This is a genomic window from Yersinia aldovae ATCC 35236 (genome assembly GCF_000173735.1).
GTDB lineage: Bacteria > Pseudomonadota > Gammaproteobacteria > Enterobacterales > Enterobacteriaceae > Yersinia > Yersinia aldovae.
This window is the reverse complement of sequence record NZ_ACCB01000031.1, coordinates 1-14150: the sequence shown is the minus strand read 5'-3', so window position 1 is coordinate 14150 and position 14150 is coordinate 1. Positions and strand designations below refer to the sequence as shown.

Sequence of the window (14150 nt, the reverse complement as noted above, 5' to 3'; positions counted from 1 at the left end):
AAATACAGGCCCAACTTACACAGAGCCTGCACTACCTAATCTTTGCAGCGTGGTTTCCAGCGCCTGGCGTAGTAACTCGCGGTCATGGCGATAAGGAATATCTTTAGCTTCTAACGGTTGCTGGACAATGATTCGGTCTTTTACACCACTGGTATCAATTCGTGGGCTAACAATTGCTGCATCAATAATTTTTCGGCCAATTTTGCTTTCCATTATCGCCAGCTTATCCTGCAATGTTAACGCAGCGGCTGCCACACTCAGTTCGCGACCCAGATTACCAATATAAATCATGCTGGCAGAGCTACGCCGTAGGGCTTGGGTTAAATCATCTAGCAGCAGCAGTGGCATCAAACTTGTTAGAAAACTGCCCGGCCCGATTAAAATCACATCTGCCTGACCGATAGCTTCAACCGCTTCCCGTGTCGCATGTACATGGGGTGACAGCAGCATCTCTTGTGGCATATGGTTCAGTTGGTCAATATTTACCTCACCGTAGACGGGGTGCCCTTCACTATCGATAGCCAACAGGTCGACTGGCTGTTCGGACATTGGGATCAGCCAGGCATCGACTTTCAATAAGCTTCGTACTAGATTGATGGCCTCAATCGGGCGGATACTCAGATGATCCAGCGCTTTGAGCATTAAATTCCCCAGATTATGCCCCGCCAGCTCGCCATTACCCCCAAAGCGGTATTCGAACATCGCGGAGGCAACACTTGGTTCGGTGATCAACTGATTGAGACAATTACGGGTATCTCCCCAGGCAATCCCACCCTCTGAGCGGCGAATACGGCCAGTTGAACCGCCATTATCAGTGGTCGTTACAATACCGGTCAGACGTGAGCCTAATGATGAGAGCGATGACATCACTCGCCCCAGGCCATGACCGCCGCCTAAAGCAACCACCCGATCGAGATCCGCTAATGTGCGATTTCGCATATTTTCCCTGCCTGTATATTGTTGTCCAGCCCTAAATAGCGTAGCCAATGCTTAAATTGCTGCATAAGTTAACGGATTTAGGCTTGAAACGCGATAAAAGCCCTTGTTTTCGTGATTTTAAACAAAGTATTAGCACCTGATTAGATTAAGCTGGTTTTGCGTGGCTTTGATTATATAAGTCGTTGTATATAAAAATATATAGCGAAAACAGCGATTGGCTATCTTGGCATTTTAGCGTTAGAATCTTTACGAATAGTGGGGTTTTTTAGCAATTTACTGTCGTTAAATATCTCACCTTTTTAACCCATGATTCAGCGGGCACTTTCCTAAACTGCCGCTGAACATAAACTCCTAGCCTTAGTGTCTACGTTGTTTCTCTATCACCAACAATATGATGCTCTGGCCGTGGCCTTAAGCCACCAGGGTGCGAGGTAGAAATGCCTGCATCTCCCGTATTTGGAAAGGTGTTATGGTACAACTCACTGACGCATTTGCGCGCAAGTTCTATTACTTACGCCTATCGGTAACCGATGTGTGCAATTTCCGTTGCACTTATTGCCTGCCGGATGGCTATCGCCCCGACGGATTAAAAAGTTTTCTAAGCCTTGACGAGATAAGCCGCGTTAGCCGTGCTTTTGCCCTGTTAGGAACGGAAAAAATTCGTCTGACCGGTGGTGAGCCTTCCATGCGGCGTGATTTCACGGATATTATTGCTACTATTCGGCAAAATCCCGCTATCCGCACGCTGGCAGTTACCACCAATGGTTACCGTTTGGCCCGTGATGCTGCACAATGGCGCGATGCAGGGCTGACCGCCATTAACGTTAGCGTCGATAGTCTGGACCCACGCCAGTTTCACGCTATTACCGGGCAGGACAAATTTCATCAGGTGATGCAAGGTATCGATGCCGCCTTTGATGCTGGTTTTGACAAGGTGAAAATCAACGCAGTGTTAATGCGTGATGTCAATGATCGCAACCTGAACGCCTTTCTCAACTGGATCAAATCTCGCCCCATTCAACTGCGTTTTATTGAACTAATGCAAACCGGTGAAGGGGGCAAACTATTCCACAAACACCATGTTTCTGGTGACGTTATTCGCCAACAGTTGCTCAAACAAGGCTGGCAGCAGCAAGAACGCGCGCGTAGCGATGGCCCGGCTCAGGTATTCCATCACCCAGACTATTTGGGGGAAGTGGGGCTTATCATGCCTTATGAGAAAGACTTCTGTGCCAGTTGTAATCGCCTGCGGGTATCGGCGTTGGGCAATCTGCATCTGTGTCTGTTTGGCGAGCAGGGCATTACGTTGCGTGATTTGCTGGGGAGTGACGACCAACAAGATGAGCTGATGGCGCGCATTCAAAGTGCCTTGCAGACCAAAAAACAGACGCATTTCCTGCATCAAGGCAATAGTGGCATTACGCAGAACTTATCATTTATTGGCGGCTAATGTTGTGGCGCTCGTCGCCCATATAGCGGTAATGATATTTTAGAAAGGTATTCTCTAATATGACCCAATTGACCCATATTAACGCCGCTGGCGAAGCCCATATGGTGGATGTTTCTGCTAAAGCTGAGACAGTACGTGAAGCGCGTGCGGAAGCTTTTGTTGAAATGCAGGCCGCGACACTGGCGATGATTATTGATGGTAGCCATCACAAAGGTGATGTCTTTGCCACAGCGCGAATCGCCGGAATTCAGGCGGCCAAAAAGACCTGGGAATTGATCCCGCTGTGTCACCCCTTGCTGCTGACCAAAGTAGAAGTTCAACTACAGGCGCAGCCGGAGCACAATCGAGTACGGATTGAGACTTGTTGCCGCCTGACCGGTAAAACCGGCGTAGAGATGGAAGCGTTAACCGCCGCGTCAGTGGCGGCACTGACGATTTACGACATGTGCAAAGCAGTACAAAAAGACATGATAATTGGCCCGGTACGTCTGCTGACCAAAAGTGGCGGAAAATCCGGTGACTTCAAGGTAACCTAATGATTCAAATTCTATTTTTTGCTCAGGTTCGTGAACTGGTGGGCATGGAGCGCTTGGAATTGGCCGCAGAGTTCCCGACCGTTGAAGCTTTGCGTCAATCCTTGTGCCAACGCGGAGAGCGCTGGCAGTTGGCGCTTGAAGAGGGCAAATTGCTGATGGCGGTGAATCAGTCGCTAGTGAATGCCCAACACCCACTGGTTGCCGGTGATGAAGTCGCGTTCTTCCCGCCGGTCACCGGGGGATGAGCATGGACAATACGCGGATTCGTGTCGGCACTGAAACCTTCAGCGTCGGTGATGAATATCACTGGTTGTCACAGTGTGACGACGATGGCGCGGTGGTGACGTTTACCGGTAAAGTTCGTAATCATAATTTGGGTGATAGCGTCAGTGCGCTGACGCTTGAGCACTATCCCGGTATGACGGAAAAGGCGCTAGTTGAGATTATTGATGATGCACGACGCCGTTGGCCATTGCAGCGCGTTTCAGTGATTCATCGGGTAGGGCCGCTGTACCCAGGCGATGAAATTGTTTTTGTTGGCGTGACCAGTGCGCATCGCAGTATGGCGTTTGATGCGGCTGAATTTATTATGGATTACCTGAAAACAAAGGCACCATTTTGGAAACGGGAAGCTACAACCGACGGCGAACGGTGGGTTGAATCTCGCGACAGTGATCATGTGGCGGCCAAACGTTGGTAAACCGTACGTAAACCCGTGTAAAGATCAGCCCTAAATACCTATTTTTACTCCCTTGTTTGCCCTATTTGTGTGATACCCTTAAAAAGTCGGTGGGCTGTCAGTTGATAGCCTGTATCATTATTAATATGCATAAGGTAACTACCATGGATCGCTATCCACGCTCTAATGGTTCAATTGTCGAACGTGCCAACTCAGGCATTCAGGCATATATGGCGCAGGTATACGGCTGGATGACCTGTGGTCTGTTATTAACGGCGGTTGTCGCCTGGTATGCAGCGAACACCCCTGCGATACTGAATTTTATCTTCTCCAGCCAGATCACTTTTTTCGGGCTGATTATTGTGCAGTTAGGTCTGGTATTTGTGATTTCCGGCATGGTTAATCGCTTGAGCGGTTCAATGGCGACCTCGCTGTTTATGCTCTATTCAGCATTAACCGGCTTAACGATATCCAGCATTTTCATCATGTACACCAGCTCTTCTATCGCCAGCACATTCTTGATTGCTGCCGGTATGTTTGGTGCCATGAGCTTCTATGGCTACACGACCAAGCGTGATTTGAGTGGGTTGGGCAGCATGTTGTTTATGGGCCTGATTGGTATCGTTCTGGCATCCATCGTTAATATTTGGCTGAAAAGCCCGGCATTAATGTGGGCTGTGACTTACATCGGTGTGCTGGTGTTTGTGGGTCTGACCGCTTATGACACTCAGAAGCTGAAAAATATGGGCGCGCAGTTGGATGCCAATGATAGAGATAGCTTCCGCAAATATTCTATTGTGGGCGCATTGACTCTGTATCTTGATTTCATCAACTTGTTCTTGATGTTGCTACGAATCTTCGGCAACCGTCGCTAAGCTGGTTGATTAAGGGCTGCGGTGCGGCAAATTTGCCCGCCGTACGCTGCTAGACATTTGCAAGGACACCAGATTGGTGTCCTTTTTGTTTTGTGTGGGCGCAGCAAATCGCTGTGTTACGCAATTTTCCGCCTAAACATCGCATAAGCGGCACTTCCTGTCGTGGCCGTTATCACCAGCAGCGGCCATAAGCTGTGCCAGATAATATCGAAGCTGGCATCCTTGAGATAAATCTGTTTAGTAATATCGGTAAAGTGGCGGATAGGATTAATCCAGGTGATATTTTGCAACCAGACGGGCATGTTCTCTACCGGCGAGACATAACCGGACAGCAGGATTGCAGGCATCATAAAGACAAATACACCGATAAATGCTTGCTGCTGCGTGGAACATAGCGAGGAGATCAGCAAGCCGAATCCGACCAGCGACAAACCGTAGAGCAACATGGTGGCGTAAAACAGTACCAGCGAGCCGGCGAACGGGATCTGATAGAAAAATATGCCGATAAACAACACAATAGTTGCCTGGAAGGTCGCAACTATCAATGCTGGTACTGCTTTGCCAATAAAAATCTGCCAGGTAGTCAATGGGGAAACCAGTAACTGTTCCAGTGTGCCTTGTTCGCGCTCACGGGCGACCGACAGCGAGGTGACGATCAGCACGCCGATGGTAGTAATCATCGCAATCAATGACGGCACAACGAACCATTTGTAGTCCAGATTCGGGTTATACCAGTTGCGTACCACTAACTCGCTGTTATTTGGCATGACTTTGCCTTTGGTCAATTCCAACTGATAGTTCTGCACGATTTGCTGAATATAATTTGCCGCAATCTGGGCGCTATTTGAGTTCCGCCCATCCAACACCAGTTGTAGCTGCGTGGTTTTACCGTTAGCCAAATCAGCACTGAATTGTTCCGGGAATCGGATCAATAATAATGCTTTCTGGTTATCAATCACCGGCTGGATCTCTTGTGGGCTGTGGAGCAGCAACACATGAGAAAAAGCTTCTGCTTTGGCAAAGCGTTGGGTCAATTCCACCGAGGCGTGCCCACTGTCTTCGCTGTAAATGGCGATAGTGGCATTGGTGACTTCCAGTGTGGCGGCGAACGGGAATAATATTACCTGTAATATCACTGGCATGATTAATATCGCGCGGGTTTGCGGCTCACGTAATAGAGACTGCAACTCTTTGATAATCAATGTATAAAGGCGATGAAACATCGTTAACTCTCTTCCTTTAATCTAGCCGGCGACGAGTCTTCCATGCCGTCAGGCCAATAAATACAACGGCTGATGCTATCAGGAACAACAGGTTAATCACCAAAACTGTACCGATATTCCCCGCCAAGAATAGGGTTTGCAGGCTGCTGACAAAGTAGCGTGCCGGGATGATATAGGTCACAGCACGGACAACCGCAGGCATACTGTCAATCTCAAAAATAAAGCCTGACAGCATGACTGCGGGTAGAAATGCGGCGTTCAGCGCCACCATAGCGGCGTTAAACTGGTTGCGGGTGATAGTTGAAATCAGCAACCCCATACCCAACGTGCTGGCTAAGAACAAGCTGGTCATGACAAATAATATCCACAACGAGCCGCGGAAGGGGACGCCGAGGATAAACACTGACACCACCATACACAGCGTCATGGCTACCATACCGAGGACGTAATAGGGGATGAGTTTTGATAGCAGCAATTCACTGCGGGTAACTTGTGTGGATAACAGCGCCTCCATTGTGCCGCGCTCCCATTCGCGGGCGATCACCAGGGAGGTCAGGATAGCCCCGATGACTGTCATGATAATGGTAATCGCGCCGGGGATAATAAAGTGGCGGCTGATGGCGGCGGGGTTAAACCAATAGCGTACTTGCACCTCAATCAGCGGATCATTTTTTTGCCCCAAATTTTGCGCCTGCTGCTGTTGCCAAATCTGCCAGACGCCTTGTGCATAACCTTGCACAAAATTAGCCGTGTTCGGCTCGCTGCCATCGGTAATCACCTGAATTGGCGCTTTACTCTCTGGCCGTGCCAATTGCTCGGCAAAATCATTAGGAATAACAATTAATCCCCGAATCTTACCGGCTTGCATCGCTTGAATCAGTGCGGCGCGGTTATCGCTAATCAGCGGCGAGATATAGGGCGAACTGGCAAAGGCATTTGCCAGCTCTTGCGCCGGTTTGCTCTGCTGCTCCAACAAAATGCCCACATGCAGTTTGCTGGAATCCAGATTAATGCCATAACCAAAGATAAACAGCAGCAGCAGTGGAATGACGAACGCAATCAACCCGCTGCTGGGGTCACGCAGAATTTGGCGCGTCTCTTTGCGGCATAATGCCCGCAGACGACGCCAGGAGAATCCGGTGTCCTGATAAGTATCGTCCTCATTTACCGGCGCTTTATTTACTGACAACAGATGCGGCTCGGTCATGGGTATTACTCCTTATCGTTTTGCTGGTCATAGTGTAGAACCAGCTCGATAAATGCCTCTTCCATCGACGGGTTGAGGTTTTTATCACTGGCAACCTGCTGTTTTAGCTCATCCGGTGTGCCCGCTGCGATGATTTTCCCCCGATAAACCAGCCCGATACGGTCACAGTATTCAGCCTCATCCATAAAATGTGTCGTCACCATCACAGTCACGCCTTTATCCACCATACCGTTGATATGCAACCAGAATTCACGGCGGGTTAGGGGGTCCACGCCCGAGGTAGGCTCATCGAGAAATAAGATGTCCGGTTCATGCATCAGTGCGCAGGCTAAGGCTAACCGCTGTTTAAAACCCAGAGGTAATGAGTCTGGCGTTTGCTTCAAAATGGGGGTGAAATTAAACGCTGAGATCATATCCGCCATTTTGTCGCGCTGAACTTTTCCTTGCAGGCCATAAACGCCGGAGAAGAACTTCAGGTTTTGTTCAACGGTCAGGTTGCCGTACAGCGAGAACTTTTGCGCCATATAGCCCAGATGTTGCCGCGCTTTACCTGAGCTGGTTTTCAGATCCATTCCCAACACCAATGCTTTTCCATCGGAGGGAACCAGCAGGCCGCACATCATTTTAAAGGTGGTGGATTTACCCGCCCCGTTTGGCCCAAGCAAACCAAATATCTCGCCGCGTTTAACCGCAAAGTTCACATGATCCGTGGCGGCAAAATCACCAAATCTTTTGGTTAATTCCTGCGCTTCAATCACGGTTTCATCATGGCTACCTGCCACTTTGGGCATAATCTTCGCCAGCGCAGATTCACTGGACGGGCCGCCACCTAACAGATCGATAAAAGCATCCTCAAAGCGCGGTTCTGCCTCCATGATCTCGGCATTAGGTTGATTTAACAGAGATAATACCTGGCTATGATCCACGTCTGGCTTGAGGATCAACCGCACATATTTCCCTTGAATTACCCCGTCACTCACCTGTGGTAATGCCAGGGCTTGTTGCAACAGTTTGCGGTTGGTTCCCGATTGAGCGGCGAGTAGAATAGTGCGCCCACTCATGCGCTGCGTTAGGTTTTGAGGTGCGCCGCTATACAACAACTTTCCTTCATTGAGCAGCAAAACCTCGCGGCATTGCTCGGCTTCATCCAGATAAGAGGTGCTCCACAGAATGAGCATACCGTCACTTGCCAGCTCATGTACCATGCGCCACAGTTCGCGGCGCGAGATAGGGTCGACGCCAACACCTGGCTCATCAAGTAACAAGACTTTGGGCTGACCGACCAAAGTACAAGCCAACCCCAGTTTCTGCTTCATTCCGCCAGACAGTTTCCCTGCCAATCGCTCAGTAAAGCGGGTTAAATCGGTGAATGTCAGCAGGCGCTCAAATGTTTCACGCCGCTGTTCCCCGAGAACACCGCGCAGATCGGCATATAACGTTAGGTTTTCCATCACCGTCAGATCTTCATATAAACCGAATTTTTGTGGCATATAGCCGAGGATAGCGTGCAACTGGCGATCATTTTCCAGCGGGTCCAGACCGACGACGGTTATCTTGCCCTGACTGGGTTTTAGCAAGCCTGCCAACATACGCAATAGTGTGGTTTTACCCGCGCCATCCGGCCCGACTAAACCGGTCACTGCGCCACTGCGTATTTCAGTGGTCAGGCTGGCAACGGCGGGGTGTTCCAGGCTGGGGAAGCATTTCGCCACTTCCTCCAGCGTAATTAGGTGCTGGATGCCATTCATAGCCTTGCCGCCTTAGGGTTGCACAAAACGGACGGTAACTGGCATACCTTGCCGTAATGACTCATCCGCATCGGTGATGATGATACGCAAGCGATACACCAGATCGGTGCGTAAATCCGGCGTTTCTACGGTTTTCGGGGTAAATTCAGCGGTGGGCGAAACAAAACCGACCTTACCGTGATAAGGCTTATCTGGGCGGCCATCGGTAAATACTTCAACTTGCGTACCGGGAATCGCCAGGCTCAAGTGAGGTTCACTGACATAAGCTCGAACCCAGACCGGATGGGTCAGCGACAAGGTAAATACCGTATTGCTGGCTGATAAAATCGTACCCGGTTCCACCGCACGGGTTAGGACGGTACCGGCGGAGGGCGAAAGCAGCGTGGTGTCGTGCAGGTTTAATTGCGCTTGTGCCAGTTCCGCTTCGCTTTGTGCCAAATTTGCCTCAGCTTGCGCAATTTCTTGCGGGCGGTTACCGCTTAAATATTGTGCCAGCTTATCTTTTGAGGCTTGCAGATTAGCTTGTGCCTGATTACGTGCGGTGCGGGCATTCTCCAGCTCGTTTGCTGAGGTGGCTTTGCTGGCCCATAACCCTTGTTGGCGCTTTAGGAAACTGTCGGCATAACTGAACGCGGCTTCCCGTTGAGAAACCTCAGATCTCACCTGAGCAATTTCTTCGTCGCGATAGCCTGCTTTCAATAGCGCTAACTGGGCCTGAGCGTTTTGCACATTGGCCTGCGCCTGTTTGAACGCATTAAGATAAGGGCCGTCATCTAACTTACCAAGTAATTGACCTGGTTGGACTTTATCTCCCTCATCGACATTTAGTGATGCCAGCCGGCCACCGACACGAAAACCCAAATTCACCGTGCGAATATCGACATTACCGTATAACGTCAGGGACGCGTCATGTTGCTGACGATAATAACTCCATCCATAACCTATCGCTGCTAACAGAGCGACAATAACCACGGCCACTATAATCTTCTTGCGATTCATAATGTTCCCTAAATTTTTATAACAACAAACTTAACCCATTCACCGTGCTGATTTGGCCCGCAGCCCATAAAGAAGCAGGTCAATATGTTCTACCAATACCTGATTAATCAGCTCACTCTCCGCTTCACCAATATCCTGCCAACCAGCCTGTCGGCGGATAGTTTCACGCGCCAGACGAAACGCCAGAACTTCACCTATTAACGCATGTGTATGAAGAATAGTTTTGGTCGCACTGGCATCAGCGCCAATGAATGCTGCCAGCAGATGGTTCATTTTCTGGTGTAGTGGCGCGATAGCTTGTGTGTGGATAAGTGGATAAGCCTCACTGGGGGACAGCTGCTCACGCGCCATGATTTTGCTGATGTTCAACGTTTCTGGCTGCGTCATTAGATGGCTGAATTGCAGTAATCCGCGCCGTATATAATGCAATTGTTGCTCGGCTGCTTGTTCTGCCGCCGGTTGCTGCAAAAACTGATCAATTTCTTGTACCAGTGGCGAGAAGGCGTTCTGGATAAAGTCGGCAATTTGTTGTGCCACCGCCAGATACAGACCTTCTTTGGAATTAAAATAGTAGGTGATAGCGGCGATATTCTGGCCCGCGCGTTGAGCTATGTCTCGCGTAGTGGCCCCTTTCAAACCCAGTTCACCGAACAATTCGGTAGCGGCCTGAATCAATTGTTGACGCGCTTGTTCCCCGCGTGGAGTGACCGGTATTAACGCGAGTGCAGAGTGAGGTGTGGAGTGGGGCATAGTCTTCCTACACGATAACTGGATGTTATTTATGCGAATCGTGATATACAGCCGCATAATAAATCAATCATATGATTAACTTTAGGCGTCACTGACTGATATGTAAAGAAATGGGGCATCAGAGACTGACTTTTATGATGTGGATGGCATTAATGTGATGTCATAAATCAATTTCATTGATGTTTGCGCTAATAAAAATCTCAAGAATTGAGTAAATATCCCATTTCCTGCTAAATATCTGCTACAATAGCCACAATGGTGCACTGCAGTTTGTGCCAATCCTCGTGGTAATGCCTCAATTCATGCCTCGTCTGATAATCTTCCCTTGAAACTGCACCTGACGATATCGCCGGGATTGGGAAGATCTGGAGCTTCTCGTAATATGTCATTTGATTCTCTCGGCCTAAACGCCGACATCCTGCGTGCTGTTGAAGAGCAGGGTTACCTTGTGCCGACGCCAATTCAACGTCAGGCAATCCCTGTAGTTCTGGAAGGCCGTGATTTAATGGCCAGTGCACAAACCGGTACGGGTAAAACCGCTGGTTTCACCTTGCCGCTGTTGCAACTGCTGAGCCAGGATCAACAGCCAATCAAAGGCCGTCGCCCGGTACGTGCGTTGATTTTAACGCCAACCCGCGAGCTGGCTGCGCAGATTGACGAAAACGTACAAAGTTACAGCAAATACCTGAAATTGCGTTCTCTGGTGGTATTTGGTGGCGTTAGTATTAACCCACAGATGATGAAATTGCGCGGTGGCGTTGATATTTTGGTTGCGACCCCAGGCCGTTTACTGGATCTGGAACATCAGAACGCGGTTGATTTATCCAAGATAGAAATTCTGGTATTGGATGAAGCTGACCGTATGCTGGATATGGGCTTTATCCACGATATCCGTCGTGTGCTGGCAAAACTGCCCGCCAAGCGCCAGAATCTGCTGTTCTCTGCCACCTTCTCTGATGAGATTAAAGGGCTGGCCAGCAAACTGCTGCACAACCCAGCGTCGGTCGAAGTGGCGCGCCGTAATACTGCGTCAGAGCAAATTACACAAAGCGTTCATTTTGTTGATAAAAATCGCAAACGTGAATTGCTGTCTCAGATGATTGGCGAAGGTAACTGGCAGCAGGTGTTGGTATTTAACCGTACCAAACATGGCGCTAACCATTTAGCTGAACAATTGAATAAAGACGGTATTACTGCCGCCGCTATTCACGGTAATAAGAGTCAGGGTGCGCGCACTCGAGCATTGGCAGATTTCAAAGACGGCAAAATCCGTGTGCTGGTGGCGACTGATATTGCAGCTCGTGGCCTGGATATCGACCAGTTACCCCATGTGGTTAACTATGAGTTGCCGAACGTACCGGAAGACTATGTTCACCGTATTGGCCGTACGGGCCGTGCGGAACGTACCGGTGAGGCGATTTCACTGGTTTGCGTTGATGAACATAAATTGCTACGTGATATTGAACGTTTACTGAAGCGTGAAATTCCACGTATCGCACTGGATGGTTACGAGCCGGACCCAAGCATTAAAGCTGATCCGATTCAAAATGGCCGTCAGGGACGTGGTGCACAACGCCCTGGAATGGGCCGTGGTAACGGTGCAGGCCGCCCACAAAGTAGCGCAGGCGCAGCAGCAGGCCGTGGTGATAGCCGCACCAGTCGCCCGCGTAGCCAGGCTGATGGTCAACGCCGCCCGGCAGCACCTTCTGCCCGTGGTCGTAGCCGTAAACCCGGCGAATAAGCTGTAAAAAGTATTCGCCCAATAGACCGCTTCTCCGGAGGCGGTTTTTTTTCATCTAAATCCACGTTATCGCCGGGTATTCCTTGTCTTAGCGCCAGATTCACCCGTATCATTACCGGTCTTTTTTGCGGTTGTACTCGCAATTAGGGAGCGTAACAGGGTGTGAATAAGGGGGCCTGGGTAATGAGTATGCGGGTAATATTAGCACCGATGGAAGGTGTATTAGACTCACTGGTGCGCGAACTACTCAGTGAAGTGAATGATTACGACCTTTGTATCACCGAGTTTCTACGGGTGGTCGATCAACTCCTGCCGGCTAAATCCTTCTACCGGCTCTGCCCTGAATTACACAATCAAAGCCGTACCCAATCTGGCACATTAGTACGTATTCAGTTATTAGGCCAGTACCCTGAGTGGCTGGCGGAAAATGCGGCTCGTGCGGTTGAGTTGGGTTCTTACGGTGTGGATTTAAACTGCGGCTGCCCTTCAAAACTGGTTAATGGCAGTGGTGGTGGGGCCACATTACTGAAAGATCCGGAGCTGATTTATCAGGGGGCCAAAGCCATGCGTGAAGCTGTTCCGGCTCATCTGCCAGTCACGGTGAAAATTCGTTTAGGTTGGGATTCTGGCGATCGTCAGTTTGAGATTGCTGACGCAGTACAACAAGCGGGTGCGACCGAACTGGCGGTTCATGGCCGCACCAAGGAAGATGGTTATCAAGCCGAGCGGATTAACTGGCAGGCGATCAGTGAGATTCGTCAGCGTCTGACAATACCGGTAATCGCTAACGGTGAAATCTGGGATTACCGGAGCGCACAAGAGTGCATGAGCGTGACAGGCTGTAATACCGTGATGCTAGGCCGTGGCGCGTTGAATGTGCCCAATCTGAGCCGGGTAGTTAAATATAACGAACCGCGTATGGCTTGGCCCGAAGTGGTCAAGCTGTTGCAAAAATATGTGCAGTTGGAGAAGCAGGGTGACACCGGCTTGTACCATGTTGCTCGTATTAAACAGTGGTTGGGGTATTTACGTAAAGAATATGCTGAAGCTACTGACTTATTCAGTGAAATCCGCGCATTAAAAACCTCAAAAGATATTGCGCTAGCGATTACTTGTATTCAGGTTTAGACATATTAAAAAATGTTCAAATACCGTTGCCTGGGGGCCGTTACAGGTATTGGCAACGGCATGTTTCTATTGTGGATTTATTGTTTTTTATCCTGCATCTGTTTAAGGATTTTACCAAAGCTGATTGTTTTTCTACCCACTTTTTTCATTCCTTCTTCCGGGAGATAACTGAATTTCACGTAAAGTAGCTTACCATCTACCTTTTCCTGATGTTTTAGCTTTTTAATAACGTCATACATTTCTTTTATGTCTACAGGGATACCTGCGGCATCAGTTACCACCGAGCCAGGTAGAAATATTGATATTTGTTCAACCGATTTACTCAATAAATCATGTAGTGGAAATAAGCCAGTAAATCGCTGCCGTGGCACATAATCGGTAATACCCATATAAATATCCGGTAATTCTTTAATATGATTTTCAATACCACGGGTTTGGTTTTTAATCAGAAATTCTGAAACTTCAATGGGGGTACCGATTAACACTAATGGCTTGATAGCATTTCCTTTTTCGGCAAAGAGATATTCATTGTTGCTATCTTTGGCGGCCTTTTGTAGTTCACCGCGATCAACAATCAGGCTGTAATATTTCCCCTCTTTTACAATAGGGGCTGGCTCGCGCCATAACGTAACTTCTTGAGCAGAGAGGGTTCCCATACCCATGATATAAAGTATAAATAATACTGATGTGTTGATTAATGTTTTCATCAATAAGTTCCTTCTCATTGTAGTGATATTATACCGATAATTTCTCATAAAAAACTGATTACATCCTGAGAATTTCCAGAGGAAAATAAGTTCAGGATCGCCTGCTAAATAGTATAACTCATATCTATATACGTAGTCATTAAGTATAAAACTGAAGTTAAATATTAG

14 protein-coding genes and 1 riboswitch are annotated in these 14150 nt (G+C 48.8%); of the genes, 7 read left to right on the top strand and 7 right to left on the bottom strand.

Going from position 1 to position 14150, the window contains the following annotated elements; all coding sequences use genetic code 11:
- Nucleotides 1–15: 15 nt before the first annotated feature.
- A complete protein-coding gene (gene yvcK / locus YALDO0001_RS14120; protein ID WP_004704083.1) occupies nucleotides 16–939 on the bottom strand; it encodes a uridine diphosphate-N-acetylglucosamine-binding protein YvcK in 924 nt (307 codons plus the stop codon).
- A 336-nt stretch (nucleotides 940–1275) separates the two neighbouring features.
- Nucleotides 1276–1422: riboswitch (molybdenum cofactor riboswitch) on the top strand.
- Between yvcK and moaA the strand changes: the two genes are divergently transcribed.
- From moaA to YALDO0001_RS14095, 5 genes are all read left to right on the top strand, one after another.
- On the top strand, nucleotides 1409–2389 hold the full coding sequence (gene moaA / locus YALDO0001_RS14115; protein WP_004704082.1) for a GTP 3',8-cyclase MoaA: 981 nt from the start codon (nucleotides 1409–1411) through the stop codon (nucleotides 2387–2389). Its footprint overlaps the riboswitch before it by 14 nt.
- A 59-nt stretch (nucleotides 2390–2448) precedes the next feature.
- Nucleotides 2449–2925 carry a cyclic pyranopterin monophosphate synthase MoaC gene (gene moaC / locus YALDO0001_RS14110; RefSeq protein ID WP_004704079.1) on the top strand — a complete coding sequence of 159 codons (477 nt, stop codon included), beginning with the start codon at nucleotides 2449–2451 and terminating at the stop codon, nucleotides 2923–2925.
- A complete protein-coding gene (gene moaD, locus YALDO0001_RS14105; RefSeq protein ID WP_042840112.1) occupies nucleotides 2925–3170 on the top strand; it encodes a molybdopterin synthase sulfur carrier subunit in 246 nt (81 codons plus the stop codon). Before moaC ends, moaD begins: the two co-directional genes overlap by 1 nt.
- A gap of 2 nt (nucleotides 3171–3172) precedes the next feature.
- Nucleotides 3173–3625 carry a molybdopterin synthase catalytic subunit MoaE gene (moaE, locus tag YALDO0001_RS14100; RefSeq protein WP_004704078.1) on the top strand — a complete coding sequence of 151 codons (453 nt, stop codon included), beginning with the start codon at nucleotides 3173–3175 and terminating at the stop codon, nucleotides 3623–3625.
- A gap of 143 nt (nucleotides 3626–3768) precedes the next feature.
- Nucleotides 3769–4479, top strand: a complete 711-nt coding sequence (locus YALDO0001_RS14095; RefSeq protein WP_004704077.1) for a Bax inhibitor-1/YccA family protein — start codon at nucleotides 3769–3771, stop codon at nucleotides 4477–4479.
- A gap of 116 nt (nucleotides 4480–4595) precedes the next feature.
- Here the strand turns inward: YALDO0001_RS14095 and YALDO0001_RS14090 are convergent, their stop codons facing one another.
- Genes YALDO0001_RS14090 through YALDO0001_RS14070 form a run of 5 tightly spaced genes read right to left on the bottom strand, consistent with a single transcriptional unit; the run spans nucleotide 4596 to nucleotide 10406 of the window.
- Nucleotides 4596–5702 carry an ABC transporter permease gene (locus tag YALDO0001_RS14090; protein WP_004704075.1) on the bottom strand — a complete coding sequence of 369 codons (1107 nt, stop codon included), beginning with the start codon at nucleotides 5700–5702 and terminating at the stop codon, nucleotides 4596–4598.
- A gap of 16 nt (nucleotides 5703–5718) precedes the next feature.
- A complete protein-coding gene (locus YALDO0001_RS14085) occupies nucleotides 5719–6909 on the bottom strand; it encodes an ABC transporter permease (RefSeq protein WP_004704073.1) in 1191 nt (396 codons plus the stop codon).
- A gap of 5 nt (nucleotides 6910–6914) precedes the next feature.
- Nucleotides 6915–8657: an ATP-binding cassette domain-containing protein gene (locus YALDO0001_RS14080; RefSeq protein ID WP_004704071.1), complete on the bottom strand. Its 1743-nt coding sequence runs from the start codon at nucleotides 8655–8657 to the stop codon at nucleotides 6915–6917.
- A gap of 12 nt (nucleotides 8658–8669) precedes the next feature.
- Entirely contained in the window at nucleotides 8670–9656 is a 987-nt protein-coding gene (hlyD, locus tag YALDO0001_RS14075; RefSeq protein ID WP_042548257.1) for a secretion protein HlyD, read from the bottom strand.
- A gap of 39 nt (nucleotides 9657–9695) precedes the next feature.
- Nucleotides 9696–10406, bottom strand: a complete 711-nt coding sequence (locus YALDO0001_RS14070) for a transcriptional regulator (RefSeq protein ID WP_004704069.1) — start codon at nucleotides 10404–10406, stop codon at nucleotides 9696–9698.
- A 382-nt stretch (nucleotides 10407–10788) separates the two neighbouring features.
- Here YALDO0001_RS14070 and rhlE point away from each other — a divergent pair, with 382 nt between their 5' ends.
- Complete coding sequence (gene rhlE / locus YALDO0001_RS14065; protein WP_004704068.1) at nucleotides 10789–12147, top strand: ATP-dependent RNA helicase RhlE; 1359 nt, start codon at nucleotides 10789–10791, stop codon at nucleotides 12145–12147.
- A 189-nt stretch (nucleotides 12148–12336) separates the two neighbouring features.
- A complete protein-coding gene (gene dusC / locus YALDO0001_RS14060) occupies nucleotides 12337–13275 on the top strand; it encodes a tRNA dihydrouridine(16) synthase DusC (protein ID WP_042840134.1) in 939 nt (312 codons plus the stop codon).
- A 77-nt stretch (nucleotides 13276–13352) separates the two neighbouring features.
- Here the strand turns inward: dusC and YALDO0001_RS14055 are convergent, their stop codons facing one another.
- Nucleotides 13353–13982 carry a hypothetical protein gene (locus tag YALDO0001_RS14055; protein WP_004704066.1) on the bottom strand — a complete coding sequence of 210 codons (630 nt, stop codon included), beginning with the start codon at nucleotides 13980–13982 and terminating at the stop codon, nucleotides 13353–13355.
- Between the last annotated feature and the right edge of the window lie 168 nt (nucleotides 13983–14150).